General features: G+C 34.8%; 19 protein-coding genes. 6 read left to right on the top strand and 13 right to left on the bottom strand.

The genetic code is table 11. The features are described 5' to 3' along the window. Positions 1 to 62: 62 nt before the first annotated feature. The 5 genes from FD26_RS03285 to FD26_RS03265 form a co-directional block, all read right to left on the bottom strand. Positions 63 to 1,250: an NAD(P)/FAD-dependent oxidoreductase gene (locus tag FD26_RS03285; RefSeq protein WP_057867015.1), complete on the bottom strand. Its 1,188-nt coding sequence runs from the start codon at positions 1,248 to 1,250 to the stop codon at positions 63 to 65. 82 nt (positions 1,251 to 1,332) lie between these two features. Continuing rightward, positions 1,333 to 2,481 (bottom strand): cation:proton antiporter, encoded by a 1,149-nt coding sequence (locus FD26_RS03280; protein WP_057867014.1) that lies wholly within the window; start codon positions 2,479 to 2,481, stop codon positions 1,333 to 1,335. A 9-nt stretch (positions 2,482 to 2,490) separates the two neighbouring features. Next, positions 2,491 to 3,075: a TetR/AcrR family transcriptional regulator gene (locus FD26_RS03275; protein ID WP_057867013.1), complete on the bottom strand. Its 585-nt coding sequence runs from the start codon at positions 3,073 to 3,075 to the stop codon at positions 2,491 to 2,493. Between the two features lie 131 nt (positions 3,076 to 3,206). Further along, complete coding sequence (locus FD26_RS03270; protein WP_057867012.1) at positions 3,207 to 4,139, bottom strand: glycosyltransferase family 2 protein; 933 nt, start codon at positions 4,137 to 4,139, stop codon at positions 3,207 to 3,209. A 60-nt stretch (positions 4,140 to 4,199) separates the two neighbouring features. Next, positions 4,200 to 6,116, bottom strand: a complete 1,917-nt coding sequence (locus FD26_RS03265) for a coiled-coil domain-containing protein (protein WP_057867011.1) — start codon at positions 6,114 to 6,116, stop codon at positions 4,200 to 4,202. A gap of 125 nt (positions 6,117 to 6,241) precedes the next feature. Here FD26_RS03265 and FD26_RS03260 point away from each other — a divergent pair, with 125 nt between their 5' ends. Then, positions 6,242 to 7,447, top strand: a complete 1,206-nt coding sequence (locus tag FD26_RS03260; RefSeq protein WP_057867010.1) for an acetate/propionate family kinase — start codon at positions 6,242 to 6,244, stop codon at positions 7,445 to 7,447. Here FD26_RS03260 and FD26_RS03255 read toward each other — a convergent pair. Further along, a complete protein-coding gene (locus FD26_RS03255; protein WP_057867009.1) occupies positions 7,437 to 8,351 on the bottom strand; it encodes a 1,4-dihydroxy-2-naphthoate polyprenyltransferase in 915 nt (304 codons plus the stop codon). The two genes, FD26_RS03260 and FD26_RS03255, sit on opposite strands and share 11 nt — an antisense overlap. Before the next feature lie 186 nt (positions 8,352 to 8,537). Here FD26_RS03255 and FD26_RS03250 point away from each other — a divergent pair, with 186 nt between their 5' ends. Both FD26_RS03250 and FD26_RS03245 read left to right on the top strand, forming a co-directional pair. Next, positions 8,538 to 9,401, top strand: coding sequence for a polyprenyl synthetase family protein (locus FD26_RS03250; protein WP_232230827.1), 864 nt, complete (start codon positions 8,538 to 8,540; stop codon positions 9,399 to 9,401). A gap of 7 nt (positions 9,402 to 9,408) precedes the next feature. Continuing rightward, positions 9,409 to 9,738 (top strand): hypothetical protein, encoded by a 330-nt coding sequence (locus FD26_RS03245; protein ID WP_057867007.1) that lies wholly within the window; start codon positions 9,409 to 9,411, stop codon positions 9,736 to 9,738. Between the two features lie 404 nt (positions 9,739 to 10,142). On the opposite strand, the gene cydC is transcribed toward FD26_RS03245, so the two are convergent. The 6 genes from cydC to thiD all read right to left on the bottom strand — a co-directional run bounded on the left by cydC (position 10,143) and on the right by thiD (position 18,261). Continuing rightward, entirely contained in the window at positions 10,143 to 11,882 is a 1,740-nt protein-coding gene (gene cydC, locus FD26_RS03240; protein ID WP_057867006.1) for a thiol reductant ABC exporter subunit CydC, read from the bottom strand. Continuing rightward, a complete protein-coding gene (gene cydD, locus FD26_RS03235) occupies positions 11,879 to 13,612 on the bottom strand; it encodes a thiol reductant ABC exporter subunit CydD (RefSeq protein WP_057867005.1) in 1,734 nt (577 codons plus the stop codon). Before cydD ends, cydC begins: the two co-directional genes overlap by 4 nt. Further along, positions 13,612 to 14,625 (bottom strand): cytochrome d ubiquinol oxidase subunit II, encoded by a 1,014-nt coding sequence (cydB, locus tag FD26_RS03230; protein ID WP_057867004.1) that lies wholly within the window; start codon positions 14,623 to 14,625, stop codon positions 13,612 to 13,614. Before cydB ends, cydD begins: the two co-directional genes overlap by 1 nt. After that, on the bottom strand, positions 14,622 to 16,064 hold the full coding sequence (locus tag FD26_RS03225) for a cytochrome ubiquinol oxidase subunit I (protein ID WP_057867003.1): 1,443 nt from the start codon (positions 16,062 to 16,064) through the stop codon (positions 14,622 to 14,624). Before FD26_RS03225 ends, cydB begins: the two co-directional genes overlap by 4 nt. Before the next feature lie 328 nt (positions 16,065 to 16,392). Continuing rightward, positions 16,393 to 17,418, bottom strand: a complete 1,026-nt coding sequence (locus FD26_RS03220) for a hypothetical protein (protein WP_057867002.1) — start codon at positions 17,416 to 17,418, stop codon at positions 16,393 to 16,395. 42 nt (positions 17,419 to 17,460) lie between these two features. Then, positions 17,461 to 18,261 (bottom strand): bifunctional hydroxymethylpyrimidine kinase/phosphomethylpyrimidine kinase, encoded by an 801-nt coding sequence (gene thiD, locus FD26_RS03215; protein WP_057867058.1) that lies wholly within the window; start codon positions 18,259 to 18,261, stop codon positions 17,461 to 17,463. 131 nt (positions 18,262 to 18,392) lie between these two features. Between thiD and FD26_RS03210 the strand changes: the two genes are divergently transcribed. After that, positions 18,393 to 19,151: a MerR family transcriptional regulator gene (locus FD26_RS03210; protein WP_057867001.1), complete on the top strand. Its 759-nt coding sequence runs from the start codon at positions 18,393 to 18,395 to the stop codon at positions 19,149 to 19,151. 72 nt (positions 19,152 to 19,223) lie between these two features. Here FD26_RS03210 and FD26_RS03205 read toward each other — a convergent pair whose 3' ends face one another. Beyond that, positions 19,224 to 19,934 (bottom strand): DUF975 family protein, encoded by a 711-nt coding sequence (locus tag FD26_RS03205; RefSeq protein WP_057867000.1) that lies wholly within the window; start codon positions 19,932 to 19,934, stop codon positions 19,224 to 19,226. Positions 19,935 to 20,063: 129 nt separating this feature from the next. Between FD26_RS03205 and proC the strand changes: the two genes are divergently transcribed. After that, on the top strand, positions 20,064 to 20,831 hold the full coding sequence (proC, locus tag FD26_RS03200; RefSeq protein ID WP_057866999.1) for a pyrroline-5-carboxylate reductase: 768 nt from the start codon (positions 20,064 to 20,066) through the stop codon (positions 20,829 to 20,831). A gap of 787 nt (positions 20,832 to 21,618) precedes the next feature. Then, complete coding sequence (locus tag FD26_RS03195; protein WP_082596221.1) at positions 21,619 to 24,768, top strand: LamG-like jellyroll fold domain-containing protein; 3,150 nt, start codon at positions 21,619 to 21,621, stop codon at positions 24,766 to 24,768. Positions 24,769 to 24,969: the final 201 nt, after the last annotated feature.

Here is a 24,969-nt window from a genome sequence, read left to right as displayed (position 1 = left end):
GTAACAGTTACCACACTGGTTTTTTTGTTGGGGAATTGTGTACCATATATTTAATATTTAGATTAAATTGTTCCCTTTTTAATTGCAGTTTTAATACCCGCAATTTCCATAATTCCACGATCAGCAGACAAGTGTTTGAGTAGTGAAGCAAAAATACCCTTGAACTTGTAATTCTTTTCAGTAATTTCGGCAATACCGTGATTTTGTCCTAATGAAGCTACCGTACCCATTGAATGGTAGACAAATGGTTTCAAATCTTTACCGTTCAAAGCAGCAGCAATGTTATAAGCAGCACCAGTTCCTTCAGATGTTGCTAATTGTCCAGTTGTTGGATATGGACGTTTCTCGCCCTTAGGAATGACAGCTGAGTCGTCACCAATAAAGTAGGCTTCAGGATGATCTTCTAAGTTAAGAAATTCAGTTGTCATAACACGATTTCTTCTAGCATCGATACCAGAATCCTTGATAACATCTGAGCCACTTACACCGACAGTCCAGATAATTGTGCTACCAGCAACACTCTTTTCTGTGTCGCCGTCCATATAAACAACGGCTTTAGGATCAATACGTGTAATCTTGGCACCTGTAAGAAGCTTGATGCCGTTTTTATCTAAATAATCAACTGCATAGCTAGCCAAATTCTCATCGAACATTGGAAGAATTCTTGTTGCCATTTCTAGACAAGTAACTTTAATTTCAGGTACTTCGTATTTGGCTTTAAGAATTTTCACAGTGTCTACTAACTCACCTAAAATTTCAACTCCTGTGAAACCAGCACCACAGACGACAATTGATAAGTCAGCTGGATCTTGAGATTTTTTATAATTAGCAATATTTTCATTTATCTTTTTATAAATATTTTGGGCTGTTTCTAGGTCTTGAAGGATCAAAGCATTTTCGCTGGCACCTTCAAGTCCAAAGTCTTCGGAACGGAAGCCTAGTGAAACAACAATATAATCATAAGTAATGTCATCATGATCGGAGAATTCAACTGTCTTATTATCAAGGTCAAGTTTAGAAACAGTGGCCTTAATAAAGTTAACATTTGAAGGTAGAACAGAACGGACATCAAAGCTAACAGATTCAGCTCTGTTTGTTCCAGCTGCAATAGTATGCAAAGCTGTTTTTTCAACATGTCTTTCATTTTTATCGATTAAATCAATTTGAGTCCCCGCTGGAGTACTTTTGGCTAAATCACGTGCAGCTTTCAAGCCACCATAGCCAGCGCCTAATACTAATATATGTGCCATAATTAACCTTCTCCTTTTGTACCGGAATTAAATGTTTACGTTACCATTATATATCGTAGAGGTAATTAGAGGAAACCATATGCTACAAAGGATTTTTATTAATTGAGTGTTTTAGAAAAAATGGGGCAATAATCGTAATTAAAATAATGCTGATAATAACAGTAGAGTAGTATTCTTCGGAGAGTAAATGAACGCTGTAGCCAACTTGAGCCACAATAAGTGCCATTTCGCCGCGGGAAATCATTCCGGAACCAATAACGTAAGAATCTTTGAAATTAAAACCTGAAATTCTAGCTCCAAAGCCAGCACCAAATAATTTTCCGACAATACCGGTAATGGTAAAGAGTGCAATCAGCCAAAAATCACGAAGAAAGTTATTGAACTCTAAGTTAAGGCCAATACTAATAAAGAAAATAGGGATGAAGATAGAATATCCAATTAGTTCAATATTCCGACTGATTTTAGAATCATAATCTTTCGAATTAGAAACAGCGATTCCGGCGACAAAAGCACCCAAAACCGAATCTAATTGGACCTTTTCAGCAATATAGGCCATGATAAAACAAATTACCAAGGCAAAAATAGTTGGAGCATGCGTTGCTTCAAGATATTCAGAAAGTTTCATTAATTCAGGGATGACCCACTTGTGAAAGACGACAACTAAAATACCAAAAAATATCCAAAGCCCTAATAATAATAGAATTTTTTGAAACGAAAAGTTTCCTGTAAGAGTACCGGACATGACACTCAAAATAGAGATAGCCATGATGTCATCGGCAACGGCAGCTCCTAAAATGACAGTTCCAGCAGTGCTAGATAGGTAATTCAGTCCCTTGAGTACTTCGACTGAGATTGAAACAGAAGTAGCTGCGAAAACAACTGACATAAAAATACTCTCTTTGGGAGTGATTCCAAAAATCAAAGCTGTTCCGAGAGTCAGAAAAACAGGAAGAATAACGCCAAAGATAGCAACGTTAATACTAGGCAATAAATGTTTACGCAAGAGTGCTAAATTGCTCTCTAGGCCGGCAAGAAACATTAATAAGATAACGCCAATATCAGCGAAAAGTTCTACCTTTGAATCAGAGTGAACGATATTTAAGATACCTTTACCCAGGATTACACCTAAAATTAATTGTCCAACTACAGCCGGAAGATTTAGTTTATTGAAAATGTGACTGACAACGAGTGTCAAAAAAAGCATTAAAGCTAAGAGAGTTACAAATTCCATTACATACTCCTATTTCTTGATGCCATTGATGAAAATATTGATAACCGTTTTAAGATTAGCAATATTGCGCTTCCTTTTGGCATCGTTATACTCAATGTAAGGGAGTAACATTGTCAAAAAAGTTCCTACTTGAACGGGAATAGCTAAATCGGAACGAAGTTCGCTTTTGTGAGATTGGAAAACATTAAATAAGACCTTGTAGTAGCCTCCATTCCAATTCTTGCTAAGATTTTTGCGTTCCTCATCGGTAAAAAAATTTTCGATATCATTTCTCATAACAAAATAATTAATTCGAAAATTACCGATCATATATTGGGACATGTGTAAAAGAAGTTCCTCAAAAGGCAGGTCCTTTTTTTGCTTATACTCTTCTAATAGATTATTGCTAAAGCCACTAACCGCATATTCAATTGCTTTAATGTAGAGGACTTTTTTGTTTTTATAGTAGTGATACATATTAGGTTGAGTAATATTTAATTCTTGAGCGATTTTTCTAGTAGAAGTAGCTTGGTAACCTTGTGAAAGAAACATTTCAGCTGCAACTTTTAGGATTGCGTTTTTAGTATTCTCAGCTTGTTGATCTCGTACATTCATTTTAATCCCATCCCTTACTCTATTCGCTTTAATTATATAGTAATGTAAAACGTTTATCATATCGATAGTGTTAATATGATAAAAATAAAACAGCAGAGGACTTGTCGGAGACCGGCAAATCAACTCTGCTGTTATTTTTTATCTTTGATAATATAAATTGGACGTTTTTTAACTTCTAAGAAAATTTTACCAATATATTCCCCAAGAATTCCGATACTCAATAACTGAATTCCACCAATTAAGAGAATGATTGAGACCAATGAAGCCCAACCATTGACGCTACTGAGAGGATTGATAAACTTTCTGATGATTATACCAATAATAGCGATTATTGAAGTAATCGAGAAGATAGTTCCCATCCAGGTAGCGAACATTAATGGTCCCTCAGAGAAATCAACGATACCGGTAATGGCATATTTGAATAATTTCCAAAAGTTCCAAGAAGTAGTACCGGCTGAACGTTCACGGTTTTTATAAGGTAAGTATTTAGTTTTAAAACCAACCCAACTAAAAATTCCCTTTGAAAAGCGATTGTATTCAGTCATTGATTTGATGGCGTCAACCATTTGTTTGGTCATTAAGCGATAATCTCTCGCACCAGGAATAATCTTTGTTTGAGACATTTTATTGATCAATTTGTAAAAACTATTGGAGAAAAAGGAAATGATTTTATTTTCTCCTTCACGATCCATTCGGGCTGTTCCGACACAGTCATATTCGCCTTCTTCAAGGATATCGAACATTTCTGGTAACATTTCAGGAGGATCTTGCAAGTCAACATCCATAACAGCAGTATAATCTCCAGTGACTTCGTTCAAACCGGCATACAATGCTGATTCCTTACCAAAATTACGTGAAAAGGAAATGAAATGTACTTCATCACTATGGTTCTTTTGTAATTCTTTTAAAATTGAATAGGTATGGTCTTTTGATCCATCATCTACAAACCAATATTCGAGCTTAAATTTGTTAGTTTTTTCTTTTAACTTGGTCATAGCATCATAATAAATATTGATGGTTTCTTCTTCGTTAAAACACGGAACGATAATAGATATAGTTTTCATATTTCTCACTCTCGTAAATAATTAGAAAAAAACACTCATGAATGAGCGTTTTTAATTAAGCTAGATTTTTAATGATTCTGGAAGAGATAAGGTACCATTGCTGGAAGTGTTGATAACACTAACACTAATATCGCGGTTGGTCTTATTTTCAATAGCATGTAAGTCATCTTCGGTTTGAACGAAAATGTCTTTAATATCATTATTTTTATCAAGTAAGTCAATGACAGCATCAATATTCTTAACAACATCTTGAAGTAGACGAATTGTATCGCCGCTATCGATACTGTTGGCACTCATAAGTAGTTGATATAGCAAGTCGGAGTTGTTACCAACGAATACAGCATTGTCAGTATTTGGAGAGATACTCTTCAACCACCAAGTAATCAATTCAGACTTTTCATTAAAGTCATGTTCAAGCAAGCCATTTTTGTCGAATAGTTGATAACTGACTGGTTGATTCTTTTCAAAGATTACAGTTAAAACAATTGAACCATCAGTTCTATAAAAGTTTTGTTCAGAAAGTTCTTTGTTCTTGTTGAAGTTTTGAGTTGATGATAATTGACCATCACCGTTATAAATATTAGTTTTTACGATTTGATCGTTTTTATAGTAATTGATGCGATCAATAATCTTGTTAAAGTATTCAACAGTCATCAAAAGAGTTTGCTTTTGATCATAGATGAAGGTGTCTTGTGATTCAACGTCAGTTCTTGTGACCCAACTGTCATTTTCAGGAATAGTAACTTTCTTGTCAGTAGGGTTAGGACTAGTTTGCAATTGATCAAAGAGGTTAATTACATTAGGAATAGGTAAATGCTCAGCTTTAGCCTTAGCATCAATAATTTCGTGAATATGATTATTATAGAAAGTTGAAACAAGCGTTACAGGTTGTTGTAATTTAGTTTCAAGGTAAGTCATCATGCCAAAAATATCATTCTTCGCAGTGTCAGAACCGAAGTCATCTGAAGCAATATAGTATTGCTTATCTTTATTAAGATAAACGTCACGAACTAAGTAAGCAGAATGGAAAACATCCTTGATGTACTTGCTGATGTACTCAATATTGCCGTTAACTTCTTCCAATTCACCATTGATCTTGGTGTGTTCTTCGCCAAGACTTTGAATATGACGTTTCAAACCAGCAATAGTTTCAATACGGTAGTTATGATCGCTCTTCATCTTGTCGTCGATCTCGCTAGCTTTTTGTTTCAAATCATTAATTTGCTTGTTGACGTTACTAATATTAGTATTTAAATCGTCAGCTTGACCATTCAATCTAGTGATATCTTCCTGCATATCATTAATTTGGCCCTTAAGATTTTTACGTTCGTCATAAAGAGTATTGATGGAGTTCTTTTGCTCTTCCATCAAAGCCATCATTTTTTGTAAGTCTTTTTCTTCCTTGATGGATGTAGACATATCAGTTTCAGATTGCTCATTATGAGCAAGGTCGTTTTGTAAAGATTCTAGTTTAGCTGTCTTGGTATTGATTTCGGAATTTAATTCGCTAAGTTGTGATTGCAATTGAGCAAGATTTTCTTCTTGTTCCTTACGATCGGCGTTAACGCTAGCAAGATGCTCTTTAGCAGCATCATCGTTTTGAGCTTTTGTATCGGCTAATTTGTCGTTTGATTCTTTTTCATCACGCTTAAGTGTCTTGAGATAATTATCAAGAGTGTCTTTTTTAGCTTCAAATTCATCTTTTTCAGTGAAAAGATTAGTTTTTAGATCGTTTCTTAATTGTGCATATTGATGTGAAAGGTCATTCATTTGCCCTTCAATGTTAATGCGCTTATCATGAACAGACACTGGTAGGTTTTCTTCCTTCTGCTTAGGTTCTGCAGCAACCTGAGTATCAGAGGCCGTTTCTGTAGCGTTTTGTTTAGGATTTTCGTCCTTGATAGGAGAATCCGAAGCGGGTGTAGATGGTTGCTCAGGTTTCTCATCAATTTTGCGTAGTATGTCTAAAAATTTCACGAATGAATTCCCCCATAAAAAGACTTATAATAGTTACTAAAGAGTAGCATTTTTTTATACTAGTGTAAAGTCTGGTGTAAAGCTATTTAAGGAGAATACCTAGACCAAAAAAGGAGAATTTTTGTATGAAGATTATGGCTATAAATGCAGGTAGTTCAACATTGAAGTGGAAACTTTTTGAAATGCCTGAGAAAATAACAATTGCTTCCGGTATGATAGATCGCTTGGGTAGCCCTAAGGCTGTCTTTAAATTAAAGTATAACGATAAAAAAATTGAACGTGAACAAGCTATTAAATCTAACGATGTTGCCGTTTTGTCTATTTTAGATGCCTTAAAAGATATGAAAATTATTGAAAAATTCGAAGATATCGTTGCTTTTGGTCATCGTGTCGTTGCAGGTGGAGAAGTTTTTAAAAAGTCTGAAATCGTTACAGAATCTAATTTACGTAAGATTGAAGCTTTGTCTGAATATGCACCATTACACAATAAAATCGAAGCATATTATATCGATGTCTTTAAAAAATTGGTTCCTAGAGCTATTCAAGTTGCAGTTTTTGATACATCTTTTTTTGTTGATATGCCAAAAGTTAATTATATTTACAGTATTGACTTAGAAGATTATAAAAAATACCATGTTCGCCGTTATGGCGCCCATGGTACAAGCCATCGTTACATTGCTCAACGTTTAGACAAAATTGTTGATGGCGGTATTAAAGATAAAAATGTTATCGTACTTCATTTAGGTAGCGGAGCTTCAATCAGTGCTATTAAAAACGGCAAAGCCTTTGATATCTCAATGGGATTCACGCCTTTAGCTGGTATTATGATGAGTTCTCGTAGTGGCGATATTGATTTTTCCATATTGCCATACTTGATGCGCAAACTAGGTATTACAGACATTTCTGAAATGATTGATATTTTGAATAATAAATCTGGTTTGCTTGGTATTTCAGGTGTTTCTGCAGATATGCGTGATATTGAGGCAGATGAAGATACTAATCAAAGAGCTAAATTAGCCTTGGAAATGTATCGTAACCGAATTATTAAGTTTATTGGCTCATATATTGCTGAAATGGGTGGAGTTGACGTTATTGCCTTTACGGCTGGAGTCGGTGAAAATTCCGCAGAAGTTCGTGAGGATATTTTAAGTGGCCTCGAATTCATGGGCTTGAAGATAAATCATGAGAACAATCAAGTTCGTGGTAAAGAGATTAAGATCACTACAGACGATTCTAAAATTGCCGCCTACACAATTCCAACCAATGAAGAATTAATGATTGCTCAAGATACTTATGGATTTGCTAAATTAATTGAAGAAGTTAAAAATTAAAGATAACTCCTAAAATAAAGGTTACAGTTTCTGTCAAAGTGATTAGTAAGAGATTCTTGATGATAAGTGGGAAAGTTTTCTTCTTAATCGGATTCTTACTGAAGGCTTTGGCATTTTTATAAACTATTGGTGTAATTAGCAGTGTCAGTAGCATTAGTTTAGGCAATAATCCTAGAATAACTGAACAGATCAAGGCTAAGTATCCCAAGACGTAGAGCGATTTCAAAATAAAGATAGAGTTAGCTTTGCCAAGATAATATACTAGTGTTTTTCGTCCTAAGTTGATATCTTCTTTTTGGTCAGCAATATTGTTAGCTAAAAGAAGATTAGAGATGGCGAAGAAGGTCAACAATGATGATAGGAGAGCGTCTCCATAAAATTTGAAGTCTAAAATAACAGTAGGGTTATGAACGACATTGATATAGATGGCGATTAGATAAATTACGTAGCCCATTGTAAAGCCTGAGAAAAATTCACCTAGAGGTCCACGATTGATTGGCCATGGTCCACCAGCATAACAAAAACCTATGGCAAATGAGAATAGCCCTAAGAAGAGTAAAGGCCAACCGGTTCTTGAAACGATGAATAATCCAATAATGGCAGCAATGGCAGTAAAGGAAAAGTCTAACCAGCCGATTAAATGAATATTTAAATGATGCACGCCTATAACGTTAGTATCACGTCTAAAACTTTCGACTCCGGTGGCATTTTTGTAATCCCAATAGTTGTCGTTAATATCGACAGCCATATTGAAAAGAAACATAGCGATAAAAAAGAGAATCAAATCAAGAGCGTTAATAGAGTGCCAGTGATAATATGAATACAAAGTTCCCATTAAGAAAGGGAAGACACTAGCAGTTTTAGCTTTTATTTCGACAAGTTCAAAAAATACAGATGGTTTCAAAAAATCAGTCCTTTGGATTTGATAGGTTCTATTATAGAATTATTTTTGAATAAGTAATACAGGGGTAAGAAATATTTTATGGCGAACTCAATTTGGAAAAGCTATCCTCAACTCGGGGAGAAATTGGATTTAACAACAGAATATATTCATAAAATGGTGAATATTAGTAATCTGGACATAAGTTCAATGATTATAGATTTAACTTCAGGTGGCAAAATGTTGCGTCCAGCCTTCTTTTTGTTATTCAGTGAATTTGGAAATGAAAAGCGCTCAAATGATGATCTAATACCGTTAGCTGCTTCCTTAGAAATATTGCATGTGGCAACATTGATTCATGATGATGTAATTGATGACTCCCCCATGCGCAGGGCTCAACCAACAATTCACACACGTTATGGTCGAAGAAATGCAATATATGCTGGCGATTATTTATTTACGATATACTTTGAATTAATTTCAAGACATTTAGATGCCAATGCTGATATTTTAAGAAATGCTTTAAGTATGAAAAGAATTTTAATTGGTGAGCTTGATCAAATGTTGATCAACTTTAATGTAAATGCTACGACTGATATGTATCTGAAAGAAATATCAGGCAAGACAGCTGAATTGTTCAGTTTGAGTGCCACAATGGGCGCGGCTGTAAGCTATGGCAGTCAGGAAGTTGTCACGCGTTGTAAAGAAATTGGATATGACATAGGTATGGCTTTTCAAATTATTGATGATATTTTAGATTTTAGCAATTCTGCTCAAATAGGAAAGCCAGTACATGAAGATTTGAAAAATGGCGTCTATTCTTTGCCTTATATTTTAGGTTTAGAATCTAAAAATGAGAAATTAATAGCTCTCTTATCCCAAGATAATTTAACCACCGAGGATATCAATGCAGCTACTAATATTGTAGTGGATGATGGCTATTTAAATCAGGCAAAAGATATAGCTCAAGGTTATACGCAGCACGCTATCAATGAAATTAAAAAATTGCCAGTTAATAAGAGCCAAAAAGTACTATTAGCAGTTGTTAAAAGATTGATTAATCGGATTAAGTAGGTAAAAAATGAATAAGAACGAAAAGACGGATATAGTAGTTAAAGTAAACCAATTGTTGAATCAACTAAATAATTCCACAGACAATGGGAAATTGAAATCAGTAATTCAAACATCGTATGCTGCCATTAATAAGCCAGAGAAGGTTTCAAAACAATATAAAGAAATTTCCGAGGCCTTATCTGCGATAGTTATTCTTTCAGAAGAATTGGCAATCCATAAAGAATACCAATTCAGTAAAGAACAAAATGAAATATTAAAGCAAATGACTGATATATCAAGAAAAACTTTGTCACAGAGTCTTATTGGAATGATTAATGGGGCAGTTTGGCATAATTAACATTGAAGGATTGCCGTCTTCCACTGCGCTAGGAATGGTCTGGAACGCCATGGACATCGTTTGAAACCAATTAAAGTTCAAATTGTTTCCAAAGCGAGTCTTGTTCTAAGCCGGCATAAATCGCCAACTAAGAACAATTTAATGGCTGAGACCATCCTAGCTCCGCTCCAGACTGAATAATTATTTTGTATAAACTTCAATGTATAAAAAAAGCTCAAATGACTTAATATAAATAGTCATTTGAGTTTTTTTTCTTGTCTAAATGTTAATAAGAAATTTTACCATTACTCTAGCCTGGAGCAAAAATCACAATTGGCTCAGCTGTAAAATTGTGATTTTTGTGGAAGGCGGTATGTTTTAACAAAAATTAAGCGAAAACTATATATTCTTTTAACGTTATAACGCTATATTCCTTGATCCATTTGATACAGTTCTTTGAAATGACTATTTGTTTGATAGAGCTGTTGAGGTGATCCTTCCATCTCAATGCCCTTGTCATTCATAAAAACGACATGATCGACGTGCTTGATACCTTGTAAATGATGAGTGACCCAGATAATAGTTTTATCTTGAAGGACATCAAAGAACGTCTCTAATAATTCGTTTTCGGTAATAGGATCCAGACCAACTGTAGGTTCGTCCAAAAGAACCACAGGAGCATCTTGAAGCAAGATCCTAGCCAAGGCAATTCTTTCTTGTTCGCCACCTGAGAAACGGGCACCATTTTCACCGACAATAGTGTTGTATTTATCTGGTAATGATTCGATAAGATCTTTCAAACCAACACGCTCAATTGCTTGTTTGATAGCAGCGTCGGATTTTTGCTCATTGCCTAGTCTAACGTTATTCATCAGTGTGGTATTGAATAAGAAAGGTTTTTGATTCAATACAGAAAAAATTTGTTCACGATTTTCTTGAATTTGAGAGATATCAAAATCGTTAACCTGAATTTGTCCTTGTTGAGGGGATAAGTCACCTAAAATTAATTGTAAAATAGTTGTTTTACCAATTCCACTTGGACCAAGCAAAGCTAACTTTTCGCCTTTGTGAATATTTTGAGAGAAATTCTTGATCAAAATTGGCGAATTCGAATCATATTCGAAAGTCACGTTATTAAGTGAAATGGAATTAAAATCTTTAGGATTAATAGTAACCTGTTTAGGTAAATTATTAGTAACTGGCTGAACAGTGTTTAAACGATTGATAGAGTCCTTATATAAGGGCCACTCTTCAAATCCTTGACTGACAGGGATAATTGCATCAGATAAGGGGAAAATGGCTAAGACGACCGCAGAAACGAAATTAGCCTGTGCCTGATTATGAGTCATTGTCAGATTAGTGAAGATAAGGAAACAGACAACTATTGCTACAAAAACTAGTTGCAGTCCAAAGTCACGATTACGACGAAATGCTTTAGATTTATTTTTTGAAGAATCTAAACTTTTAATGTTTTTGGAAGTAAGATTTTTGAAATCTTTTTTACGGCCAGAAACCACCCAATCATCTACGCCAAGGATATTATCAGTTAATTGAATATAAAGATCATTCTTAACTTCCTTTTGATAGGCTCGACGGGCGCTTTCAATTGTGACTGAAATTAGAGGTACAAGAAAAACTTCAACGAATAGTAGCAGAAAAACGAAAAAGCCAAAAGAAGGATTAAAGACACCTAATGCGAGTGAGGCAACAATTGTTAGCAAATAGGAAATAACTGCTGGAAAGACCGTTCTTAAGTACAGGTTCTGGAGATGGCTAATATCCTCAGAAAGCAGTCCCATAATGTCGCCGGTTTTGTGATGTTCGGTAAAAAATGAGGCGTCTCCTTCAAGATTTTTATAAAGTCTAGTTCTTAAATCAGATGTAACTTTTAGAACCCAATTGTGGCTCATCAGACGTTCAATGTATTTGAAAACAGGACGTCCAATTCCAAAAGCACGGGTTAAAAGAATTGGAATATAGATTAGAAGAATATTGATAGGGTGAGTAGCAGCTTTATCAATCGTGTATCCAGAAGTAAACATTAAAGCGGCTGCACAAAATGAGGTCATTAGACCTAACAATAAGGCTGTAATCAATAAGCCTTTATATTGCTTGATATAAGGTTTGACCCAGGTATCAGATTTGAATGTCTTGAAGAAATTCATAGTTGGTCACCTCTCATATTTGCAATTAATTGCGAGTAAGCACCGTTATGATTAGCGAGTTCCTGAGGAGTACCTTGCTCAGCAATTTGACCATTGTTCATAACGATGACATAGTCCATTTCTTTGATCCAATGCAAGCGATGCGTTGCAAAAATAACTAAATGATTTTTAAATAATTTTTCCATAGGCTTTTTTAAAGCATACTCAGTTTCAATATCCAAATGAGCGGTTGGTTCATCAAAAATCAAAATGCGACGATCATCGGCTAAAAAGGCACGGGCAAGCATTATTCTTTGTTGCTGACCTCCAGAAATACCACGTCCACCTTCACCAATTTGAGTTTGGTAGCCATCATCTAAAGTGGCGATAAAGTCCTGTAATCCAGCAGAAACAGCGGCTTTTTTAATGTCTTCTAAGGGAGCAGTTGGTCGATAAAAAGCAATATTATCGGCAATTGATCCTGAGAATAAGTAAGGTGACTGAGGCAAAAACGTTAATTGCTTTTGCCAATGAAGCTGTTTAAAATTTTCCACGCTCTGATTATTAATTGTGATTTCACTTTGATTAGGGACGATAAAACCACCAATTGTTCTAATTAAAGTAGTTTTTCCAGAACCGGATTTACCAATTACACCAATTTTTTGGTAACCAGATAATTTGATTTGATCGATATCCAGGCTGACGTCACTAGTCCCAACACCCTTATAGGAGAATTGAAGATTTTTAATAGAGAAAGTAGAGTTTTCATTCCAAGTGAAGTCATCTAAGGCATCAGTATCTTTAGTGATAGGACGTTCTAATATTTCGAAAATAGAATTTAAAGCATTTTTACCATTCAAAGTAGCATGATAATCATTTGAAAAGTCTCGTAATGGCAAGAAGTATTCCGGAGCCAAAATCAATGTAACTAAAGCTGGAAATAAAGGAAAGCTGTTGTTGATCAATCCTAGACCAAGAAAAACGGCCAGAATAGCTATTCCTAAAGTAGTCAACCAATCGAGCGCAAAGGTTGAAAGAATGGCGATACGTAAAGTATTCATTGTCCGACGACGATATTCGTCACTGACAGTATAAATATTTTTAGCATAACGCTTGCTTAAACCAAGCATTTTCAAAGTAGGTAAACCACGCAAGGCGTCTAAGAAATGGTTTGAAAGGATGGTATATTGCTGGTATTGTGCGTCAGCTTTTGATTGAGCTGCCAAGCCTAAAATAATCATGAATAGAATAACTAATGGGACGATAATTGTTAAAGTTATTCCTGAAGCGATATTTTGCATATAAATATAAACTAATAAAACTGGTGGAATAATCGACATATTCATTAGTTTGGTAAAAATCAATTTAAAGTAATTTTCTACCAAGTCGATTCCATCGAGTGAGGAGGTAACTAAATTACCGGTACCTTCTTCAGAAATCATTTCAGGACCAGCATTATAAATTTTATCAAGTAACTGGGATCTTATTTCCTCTGAAGTTTGGCTGGCGTAATGTTCAACAATCTTAGTATTAAGTAGATTGAACAGATGTCTTAAAACGAAAGCCATTGCAAATAGAATCATCGGATAGATGATCGTTTGCAGTGATTTTTGTTCCCATGAATTTACGAGTGCTTCTGCTAAGTACTTACCTTGGAATAAAATAACAAATGCTTGCAAGAGAGTTAATCCTGCAAGCATTAAGAGTAGTTTTTTTGTTCCTGGTAAGCGAAATAAACGCTTATCGATCATTAATATTTCACCGTATTCTCTCTTGGATTTATTCTCTTTGTGAATAGAGAATATGACCAAATGAAGTAAATCGCTACAATTGGAACTAAAATGCAAGCTACGATTGTCATAATCGTTAGGGTGTATTGGGAATTAGCAGCGTTTTTGATCAAAATACTGTGAGCTGGGTTAGTAGCGATCATAACACGTGGAAATAGACCGTTGAACAATAAGACGATAACCATACTTAGTGATAAGCCACTACCAGCAAAGCTCCAGCCTTCTCTGTCCTTTAGGACTCCATAGTAACCTAATAGTGAGAACAAAACAATTAGGACTGTAATGAAGAGTGAAGAGCCAAATCTCTTAGTAAAGAAGTCAGTTTGCAAGAATACCAAAACAGCAAAGACAACTTCACCAAGGAAAAGAATCGGGTATAAGATCTGATTTAATTTTCGAGCACGTTCACGCAGTGGTCCTTCAATTCTTAATCTGATGAAGTTTAGGCCGTGTACCAATGATAATAGAACACCAGCAACACCACCAACAACAGATAGAAGATTAACAACGTCGAAGAACTTAGGAAAAGCGTCGCCATTAGCGTTCATTGGAATACCTTGAACCATACTTAAAAGAATCATACATAGGAAGAATGGAGGGAGAATACTACCAATGAAGAAAGTCCACATCCACATATTTCTACCTGTTTTTGTTTCAGCATGTTTGTGAAATTCGAAGGAAACACCACGTAAAATTAATCCAACTAATACTAATAAGAAGAGAATATAGTAGCCGGAAAAGAGTGATGCATACCACATTGGCAATGAAGCAAACATAGCACCACCAGCGGTTACTAGCCATGTTTCATTACCGTCCCAGTGTGGGCCAATAGTGGACATGATAGCAGCTCTTTCTTGCTCATCTTTAGCTAAAAAGCGAGTAGACATTCCAACACCAAAGTCGAAACCCTCAAGAAAGAGGAAGATAGAAAAGAGAAGACCGATTACGATAAACCATAATGTACTTAGAGTCATTTTCCAAAGGCCTCCTTTGCAAATGGATCAACGTTTTGTTTGGAATCAGCTTCTTCAAAGTAAGGACCATGATGAAGAGTTTGTCTGCTATACCAAACCATAACGCCACCCAAGAATAAGAAGAGTGCAAAGTAAATGATATTACTGAATAATAAGTTAGCAACTGTTGAAGTTGGAGAAACAGCTTGAGCAATTGTAAAGAGTCCATAAACGATCCATGGATAACGACCGAATTCGGTAATGAACCAACCAGCAGAATTACCGATAAATGGAACCCAGATACAGATGCCTAAAACAACCAACATCCATTTGTGATTTTCAATGGTATCTTTCTTCTTACGAGAGAAGATCAGACCAACAAAGGATACTAACATGATTAAAGCATCAATTCCGGTCATGACCCTGAAACTCCAGAAGAGTGTCTTAGGTGGAACATAGTAATTCATGTTCTTGCCGAATTGTTTATCATATTTGGCATGTAATTCTTTATTGATAGTATCCATACCCTTAACTGAACCACTTAGTCTGTGGTAGGCCAAGATACTTAAGACACCAGGAACTTCGATTTGACCGCTAGCTTTGTGGTTCTTAGCATCAATCAATTCCACGATTGTCCAAGGAGCAGGATCTTTAGTATCCTTGTAAATACCTTCAGTAGCAGCGAATTTCATAGGTTGATCTTTGATAATTTGTTGAGTCTGAAGATCACCTGCACCAGCAGATAGAATAGCAAAGATCAAACTTGCCCAAAGACCAAAGCGCAAAGACGTTTTAAAGAAATGATTTTCATTTTTCTTTTTACGTAAAAGTCCCCAAGCACTCATTCCTGCAATTACAACTGCGGCAGTCATAAAGGCTGCTAGAATAACGTGAGGGAAAACTCTCCACAATTGTGGATTAGCAACTACAGCACCGAAATCAGTTAATTGAATTCGACCAGTAGTGTTATTAATCTTAAAACCTGTAGGATGCTGCATAAAACTATTAGCAGCTAAAATCCAAATGGCAGATAGCATTGTACCGATTGAAGTCATCCAGATCATAAAAGCATGAACCCCTGGTTTGAAACGATCCCAAGTGAACATCCAAATCCCAATGAAGACCGATTCGATAAAGAATGCTAATAGGGCTTCAATAGCCAATGGAGCACCGAATACATCACCCATAAAACGTGAGTATTCAGACCAATTCATACCAAATTGGAATTCTTGAATAATACCAGTAACAATACCAACGGCAAAACTTAATAGAAAGATCTTACCCCAAAATTTTGCCATATCTAGGTAAACTTTATCTTTTTTGACAGCGTAGATTGTTTCCATAATTGCTACAAGAAATCCCATTCCGATTGAGAACGGAACAAAGAAAAAGTGAAAAACAGTAGTCATAGCAAATTGAAAACGTGCCAAAGAGACAATACTTAAACCAACACCAAGCATGGTTATAACCTCCTTAAAACAATAATTTAAACCCAAAACTATACAAATTTATCATATGATTAATTAAATTATTAAGCAACAAATTACACTTGTGAAAAAATCGGTTACATTGCCTTAGCTATTGGATTAGCATTAAATAAAATAACCTAATAAAGTGTGATAAAATGTTTAATTAATTTTATAATAATCAAATAATATTTTTCTTTACAATATAAAATATAAACCTAAAATTAACGTTTATTTCATCATTATTGATAAAGATTATTTACAAAAAGAAAGCGGAGTCAAAACTTTAAAAAAAACTGCCCTCTATTTAACTAAAAATCCTTTAGTGACGACTACGACTTCTAGTACCAATAGAATTATTCGCTTGTGGAGTACCTAGTTGTCTTTGATTTGCCTGATTGTTAAGGCGGTTATTAGGATTATTAAAGTTTTGATCATTATTGTTGTTAGGAGCGTAATTGGGATTGAGATTGTTAAATTGCCCCTGACCGTTATTAGCAGGATTTCCATATTGATTAGGATAAGAATTATTACCCTGAGTTGGTTGGAAATTGCCTTGTGGTTGATTAGGATTCATAGGTCTTTGATTATTGTTAGGATTTTGATTAGGAAATTGATTCTGACCGTATTCATTGACCATTTGATTATTATTCATAGGCTGTTGATTAAAGCGGTTGTTGTTATTAAAATTGCCATTTTGATTTTGTGGCATAGGTTGTTGTGGTTGGTTCATTTGGTTTAATGGAGCGTTAGGACGATATGGTTGATTCATAGGTTGTTGATTATATTGTCCTTGTTGATATTGATTGCTATTTGGCTGATTGTAGCCATAGCCATTGTTTTGATTATTGTAACCATAGTTTTGTTGGTTAAAATTGTTGGGTTGATTGAATTGTTGCTGTTGTGGCTGATTATAATATTGACCCTGCTGGTTATCAAATTGATTATTATCGTAATTTGTTTCAGGCTCTTCTTCTGGAGCAGGATTTAGGACCATGTCCACAATAACGATGATTAAATCAATTGCACCAATAATAATACCGACCCAAGCCCAGATTTTTAAGAAGCCAGCACCAGGCATATTAGCATTAAATAGACCCATTAGGCCACCTAATATCAAGATAACGAAACCAACAATATCGGGTACGATACTGTAAGTACGATTAGTCAAAATATAAATAGCTGCGGAAATAATATAAGTAATTGCCATGAGAATTCCGGCAGCACCACCAATTGCTCCAGTACCTACCAAAGCAGCGATAAAACCTTCAAAACCAGTTTTGATCATTAAAATAATTGACAGTATAAGCAATAAAATTCCGGCAGAAATTTTTGTTATTCTTACCATAAATAAACCTCCAATTTTACTCACAAATACTATTGTATATCATCACTTATTAAAATGGTTAATTGGACCATATTTATGTCCCACAGCAATTTCATTTTTAATAGCATTGTAAGTAAATGTTTTAGCAGTCTTGATGGCTTCTTCCATACTGTGACCCTTGGCAATTTCGGCAACGATACATGAAGAGAGCGTATCGCCAGTTCCATTGATATGATCAGTTTTGACATATGGTTCAGAGATCCAGAAGGATTGACCATCTTCTAATAGAACGTAGTCTTCAACTTCAGCAATTGAATCACTACTGTGTTCACCCTTAATCATAATATTTTTTGGACCTAATTGTCTCAATTTATGCGCAGCCTTAACAATTTCTTCTTTATTTTCTAATTCTAGACCTGATAATTTTTTGGCTTCGTAAAAGTTTGGCGTAATTAAATCAGCAAGAGGGAATAACTCATCAATCAAAGTTTGGTAAGCTTCAGTTTCTAAAAGCATAGCTCCATGTTTAGTGATAATAACTGGATCTAGGACAAATGTACCGAAAGGCTTGTCTTTAATCTCTTCGGCAATAGTGTGAATAATTTCGGAATCTGACAACATACCAGTTTTGAAAGCAGAGACTTTAAAATCATCTTTGATATCTTTGATTTCATTTTTTATAAAACTAATTGGCATGTTAGTGCTGTCATGTATTCCATATGAATTACCAGCAACAGCAGCTGTGAGAACGGACATTCCATAGACACCACAGGCCATAAATGTTTTTAAATCAGCTTGAGCACCGGCACTACCATCAGAGTCAGAGCCAGCAATAGTTAAAACTTGAGTAAATTCATTCAATATAGTCACCCACCTAATAATTATTAAACCCTATATTAACAGTAAAAAAGGAAAAAGTGGGCAATTTTTGTTAGTTTTACTTGACCTTGACGTAGCGTAAATCATTAAAATGAGTTTTGTTGGGAGCAATAATTATGAAATATACAATAAAAAAATTAGCCGAACTGGCTGATATTAGTACACGTACTTTGAGATATTATGATCAGATTGGCTTGTTGAAACCTAGTGAGAAGAATAATAATAATTACCGTATTTATAATGAAAAAAACGTAAATAAATTACAACAAATTATGTTTTATCGAGCTTTAGGATTCCCACTCAAGAAAATAAAACAGCTAATGGATGATCCAAACTTTTCGGAGATAACGGCGTTACGTGAACAGCAGCAACTTTTATTGGCTAAACAAGCGACGATAAATTCACTCTTAACAAACATTGATGAAACTATTAAAAATTATTATGGAGAAGGCAAAATGACAGATAAAGATAAATTCAAAGCTTTTAAAGAACAGCAGATAGCTAGTAATGAAAATGAATATGGATCGGAAATTCGTTCGCAATATGATCCTAAGATTATTGATAAATCCAACCAAAAGTATATTAATTTGAGTGAAAGTGATTTTAAGAAAATGAATCAGCTTGAAGCTGAAATGATAAAAAATTTATTGGATTTAAAACATGCTGACAAATTTGATAAGCAATTGGCATCAAATATATATCAAGAACATAAAGAATGGCTAGAGTTTACTTGGCCTGATTATACAAAAGCAGCCCATCGGTCATTGGCCGATTTGTATATCAATGATGATCGTTTTGGAAGTTATTATAACGATAAAGCTAAAGAGGATGTCGTTAAATTATTGCATGATGTAATCTATCAATTTACTGAATAAGATAGATTTTGAGTAATAAAAAATTCCCGTACAGCAACTTTAATAGTTGTATACGGGAATTCTTTATGTAAGTTAATTTAAATATTCAGTATTTTTTTCAACTAAATCACGATAAAAATTAGCCATAGTTAGTTTGTAATAAGGATAAATCCAAATAAAACCAATTCCTAAGGTAATGAATCCCAAGATCCACCAACCAATGAAACTTAATTGAAGAACAAAATAACGCCACTTGTTACCGACCATTAATTGCTGACTTTTATTGATATAAGTTGTTAAGGAATAACCGTCAGTTAAACCACGGTCATTTAGATCTTTATATACGAAATAAGTTTGAGAATAAGCAATGCTCTTAACGATCCCTGGAATGATCAATAACAATGTCCAAAGGAAAGTAAAGATACTAATAATGACGTAAATAAAAATTAATTGCCACCAATCGGGGCTGCGGAAATAAGTAAAGTTGCTTTTAAGAGGGTCAAAATCAAGTTCTGGATCCTCAATCCAGTCTAATCCCCTAAATGATGCTGATAAATTTATTATCAAAAAGACCAAGCTCAAGATAAAGCTGATGATCCCAAACGATGAAGCAATTCGAGTGAAATGCATTGCATCAAAGTTAGTTGGATCGAAATGCCATTCCACTTTTGAATTGTTGTAGCCACTGTTGAACCAAAAAACAATTAACGGAATCAAATAAAGAAGAATGCCCTTCTTCCAATTGCCCCGTAGTAGATTTTTAATTTCTGTCTTTAACTCTGAGCGAGTTCGATAGTTTTTCATATTAAATTCCTCCCTGTTGTTTAAGGATACACGAATAAGAGAATATTGGATATTTATTGCATTTAATTAGCTAAGGAATTATCTTTAAATATAATAGAACTTTTGATCATTTATGAAGGAGTAGATTTTATGATTGGATTTATAGGTGCAGGAAGTATTGGCGGAGCCGTTATAACGGGTATGATAAAAAATGGCTTTGAAGCTGATAACATAGTCGTTAAGGGTGGTCATTCAAATCGGACTATCCTATTGGGCGAACAGTTAGGTTTTAAAGTAGTTAAGAGAGTTAAGCAATTAGAAGATGCTGAAGTGATTTTTATTGCTGTAGGTGCTACGGCTTTGGATAGCGTTTTAAAAGAGTTGAAGGAAATTGTTGCTGGCAAGTTGGTTGTTGCTTTTACTGGCAGTGCTTCAATCACTCACTTAAAACAAGTTTTGGGCGACGTAAAAGTAGCTCATGCTATCCCTAATACGCCAGTAAAAATTGGTGCTGGTTTTACAGGTATTACTTATTCCGATAACTTTACTGATGATGATAAAAAGAAAGTTATTTCAATTTTGGGATACACTGGTCAATTAGTTGAAGTACCAGAAAACCAATTAGGGATTTTAGGAACAGTAGCAGGCTGTTCACCAGCATTTTTGGATGTCTTTATTGAGGCATTGAGCGATGCCGGAGTAAAGCATGGCTTAAATCGAAAATTGGCTTATGAAGCTGCCATTGGTATGGCAATCGGTGCTAGCAAGTTAGCTAAGCAGTCAGAATTAAATGTTTCAGCCCTAAAAGATGAAGTAACATCTCCAGGTGGATCAACAATTCGTGGCGTAGCAGCTTTGGAAGAGAATGGCTTTAGAAATGCAGTTATTAAAGCTGTTGATGCTGCTGAAAATGATTAGATTTTCAGCCTTTTACAAAAATTGAAATTTGACTGGAACGCTGTGGGCGCGAGTTGGAAGATTATACTTAAATATAAAAAGAAATTAGTGTTATTAAAGTGCTTCATAATTGTTAGACAAGAAATCTGACAGTTATGGAGCACTTTTTGTATGGAAATTTCACTTATTTATCGTCACTATCTTCGACAAAATATTGTTTATTCATATATTTTGTAAATATTATTTTTCTAAATGATGTTACTGATAATTTGTCCATTTGATATGTATATTTTGTTATACGCTTTCATTTTTGAAAAATATGCAAATTTAAAAATTGTATATTTTTAATTTATCTTTTAAAAGAAAAATTGTTTTGGTGATTTATATATTTCATTAAAATTTAAATTTTTAATACCACATAACGCAATGATAGACTGAATTTATTCAAAAATTTAGGAGGATAATATGACAAATTAGTTTGATTAAAATAGCTTATCTAAGAAAAGTAGACATATGACTATGATTTTTTTTGTTTCCTAAACTGTATCTTTGAGTAATGTAAATAAAGGTAATATTGGATCTTTTATCAAATATGGATTGTAAAAAAAGTCTGTATTGGATTCTTTTAATAGTAAATAATTCTTTAGAAAAATATATCAAAATATAGACTACTTTCGATTCTATTTATGATTCAAAATGACCATTAATACTCAAATAATTTCACAGATATTAAAAATATGTGTGAACAAAAACAATTTACGCATCATGCTAGTTAAATTTAATAAAAAAATTTGGAGTGATTTTTTCGATGAAGCCTCGTATTTTAACGACCTTATTAATTTGTTCAGCAACACTGATGACCACAGCAACACCAGCTATTGCTGCTACAGTTCCAGCATCTAAAGCAACCACGCAAGTGCCAGCTTCTGTTGATGCTTCTTCTTCACAAATATCAAAAGGTTCAGACTCACAGACACTCCAGGAGATACCAGCAGCCTTTATTGATTTAGGGATACAAGATGGCAAACTTACAGATTTTAAAAATCAGAGTCAATGGCAATCAACAGGAACACCAACAGTTACAACCGACGGTGAAATGAACGGAAACGTTCTGAATTTTGATGGTAGTTCAGCTTTTTATACTACTTTTACAGATGACCAATTTAGTCAATTAAAAAATGGATTAACAATCGAAGCATATTTTAAGTATGATCGATATGCAGATGCTGATAGTGAACATGAAATCTTTTCTAGCCAAGAAAGTGGTGGCTTTGGACTAGGTGTTCAAAAAAATAAGATTGTTTTCTATGCTCATGATGGCGGCGGGTACAAACAACCTTCTGGTGAATTAAAGCCCGGTAAATGGGTTCATGCCGTAGGAGTTATTGATAAAAATAGGACGGCTAGTTTGTATCTAGATGGTAAATTAGTTCAGTCTGTAGATATGCCTGGCAATTTAAAATTTGCTCAAAATACTAAGGATCTTGTTTTGGGTGGAGATGCAAAACCAGGGACTCATGTTCAATCACAGATGACGGGGAATATTAAATCAGCTCGATTATATAATCACACATTGAATGAAGCTCAAATTGCACAATTGAGTCAAACTGCACACCTAGATCAACATAAACCTGATCATGAGCCAGAGAAAGTGGATCAAATGGTGGGTACACAATTAGTTGGTCCTAAGCAAATTGCTGCTGGGGCAATCTATGGTTTAAATGTGCATGCTAGACAATTAAAGGTTGGAGATCCTGATACCCTTTCTTTAGATGTTACCTTTAATCCTAAACAATTTGATTATGTTAGTTCAGAACATACATTAGAAGGCGGCAAAACAACAGTTAAGGAGATTGAAGCTGGACGAGTGCGAATCACATCTTCTGCTAAATTATCTAATGCAGACTTTTTGTATTATGCCAAAACTCGTTTAGCACGTCTTAATTTACGTGCAAAAAAGGGTATATCAGGTCGAGCAAGTATTCATTTTGAACAAATTACTAAAGAAAATAAGGTTCAACTAGGTTCACCATTAACCGTAAATATTCAAGCACAGAATCCTTTAGATTATAACGGTGATGGTATTGTTGGTGCTGGGGATATTGCTTTAGCACCTGTAGATAAGAAGTCAGCTGTAGCGGCCAAAGCCGAAATCAAACCATATAAACATGTCATTGTATTGACAACAGATGGTGGTGGTAACCCCTGGGATCCACACGGAATCTATTATGCTAAAGGTGGATTCTTTGGACCATCGACACCTGTATGGACAACAGATCCGGAAATAATGAAAAAACGTAAAAACACATACACAATGAACTTGTTTAACAAGCAATTTGCTATGAGTACAACAGCTCATTCTGTAATACCAGCTATTTCAGCTCAAAATTATATTTCAATGTTACATGGTCGACCATGGGGAACTTTGTCACCTGAGTATCAAGGAACGAACGATACAATGGGAAAAAAATATTTTGCTGATTTTGGAAAAGAAAATCCGGCATATCCTTCTGTCTTTAAAGTATTGCAAAAAAATAATCCTACTCAAAAAGCAGCAGCATTTGCCGAATGGGGACCAATTGTCAATGCCATTGTGGAACCTGATGCTGCGGTTAAAACTAAACAATCCGCTTCATTGAAGTCGTTTGATGATGTAGCGGACTACATTGGAACAGACGATTTTCAAAATACATCTATGGTTTTCATGCAAAGTGATTATATGGATGGACAGGGTCATAGTAAGGGCTGGTATAACGATAATTATTGGAATGAATATAGTAAATACGATGCTCTGTTCAAAAAAGTAATGGATAAGTTGGAATCTACGGGACATATACATGATACTTTAGTGATTGCAAACGCCGATCATGGTGGTGCAGGTAAGAATCATGGTCCGAACGATGAACCTGATCGCAATATTTTTATGGCTTTAGGTGGTGAGACTGTTGATAGTGGTCGCCGCTTGCAAGGTGGTAGCAATTCTGACATCACAGCTTTGGTATTGGATGCTTTACAGGCTCCACGTGCATCTCATATGGTTCAGAGTGAAGTTTTCGATAAATCCGCTTTCCTTAGTCAAACAGAATTAGCTAAAAAGAAGCGTGATGTTGAAACGGTTCAGTTAATTCATCAAGGCAATACAGTTAAACTTGGATTAACTAATTTGAAGAAACGAAAACTTAGTGCAGTTGACATGCAAGTTGATTTAGCTGGTCGGGGCATCAGTAGTGTTCAAACTGGTAAAGGGGTTAAAGTTTTACGCCAAGACATTAAAAACGGCATGTTGAAGTTAACATTAAGTTTGGATCATCAATCAATTAAGGATTTAGCAAAAGTTAAATTAACACCAGCTGGCAATGGAAATACAGCAGAAGTAGCTGTCAAACAAGCAATGGCTGGAACAACAGATGGAAAAGAAATTTTAGTTGATTTATCTAATATTGATGGAAGAGGCAAACCAACTCAACCAAGTAGACCAGGAAATAATAATTCAAATTCCGGATCGTCACATAATTCAAATGTTGGTAATAATTCTAATTCAACTTCAGTAGTTGAAGTCGATAAAGTGATTTCTCTACATGGACTTGGCACGCAAAAAAGAGTTCCTTTGTATACATCCGATGCGAAAAAAATTCCAAATAGAACATTACAAGGTGGAACTAACTGGATTTGCAATAGAATTATGATTAAAAATGGAGCCAAGTACTATCGCGTTTCTGCAAATGAGTGGATAAGCGAAAAAGATGCATATGAATACGTTAGTATTTCAAAAATTGCGACTACTCCAAAGAAGGAAATAACTTACTTAGTAAATTCTAAGGGAGAGAAAGTCACTAATCGTGCGTTGGGATCTGACGCAATGTGGGCAACAGATCGCTCAGCTGTAATTAATGGCAAACTTTATTATAGAGTTGCGACAAATGAATTCGTTGCAGGCGATACAGTACATCTTAATTAAGATATCTTTAAATAACTTTATTAATCAAATATATAAATCCTGACTTAATGGTAATTAAAGGGATTAAAATAACGTGCTCTATAACTGTTAATTGAAAAATATGACAGTTGTGGAGCACGTTTTAATTCAGAGAAAATATAGGATTTTTAACAGATTATATGTCTTGGTATTTTTGGTAGCGTCAAGAATCTTGTGTAAATG

It is taken from the genome of Companilactobacillus crustorum JCM 15951 (assembly GCF_001434585.1).
GTDB classification, from domain to species: domain Bacteria; phylum Bacillota; class Bacilli; order Lactobacillales; family Lactobacillaceae; genus Companilactobacillus; species Companilactobacillus crustorum.
The sequence above is the reverse complement of the archived record's forward strand: the minus strand, read 5'-3'. Positions and strand labels throughout refer to the sequence as shown.